The organism is Cellulomonas sp. GbtcB1, from assembly GCF_019091725.1.
Lineage (GTDB): Bacteria > Actinomycetota > Actinomycetes > Actinomycetales > Cellulomonadaceae > Cellulomonas.
Genome location: NZ_JAGXJG010000203.1, coordinates 1 through 289, shown reverse-complemented (window position 1 = coordinate 289; position 289 = coordinate 1). Strand labels below are relative to the sequence as shown.

Genomic DNA, 289 nt, shown 5'->3' with positions numbered 1-289 from the left:
AGCGAGGTGGTCGGCGAGGCCGAGGACGGGCGCGAGGCGCTGGACGCTGTGCGCCGCACGGAGCCCGACGTCGTCCTGATGGACATCCGGATGCCCCGGCTCGACGGCCTGGCCGCCCTGCGCGAGCTGCGCACGCGACCCGACGGCGGTCCGGCGGTCATCGTGCTGACCACGTTCGACACCGTCGACCTGGTGCTGACCGCCCTGCGCGCCGGCGCGTGCGGGTTCCTGCTGTAGAACACCGCGCCGCAGGGCCTCGCTCACGCGGTCCGGGCGGTCGCCGCGGGGC

The 289-nt window shown here is 76.1% G+C and carries 1 protein-coding gene; it reads left to right on the top strand.

Going from position 1 to position 289, the window contains the following annotated elements:
- Window positions 1-237: response regulator transcription factor (locus tag KVT14_RS20295; protein WP_217617291.1), on the top strand; the 237-nt coding region annotated here is incomplete at its 5' end.
- Between the last annotated feature and the right edge of the window lie 52 nt (window positions 238-289).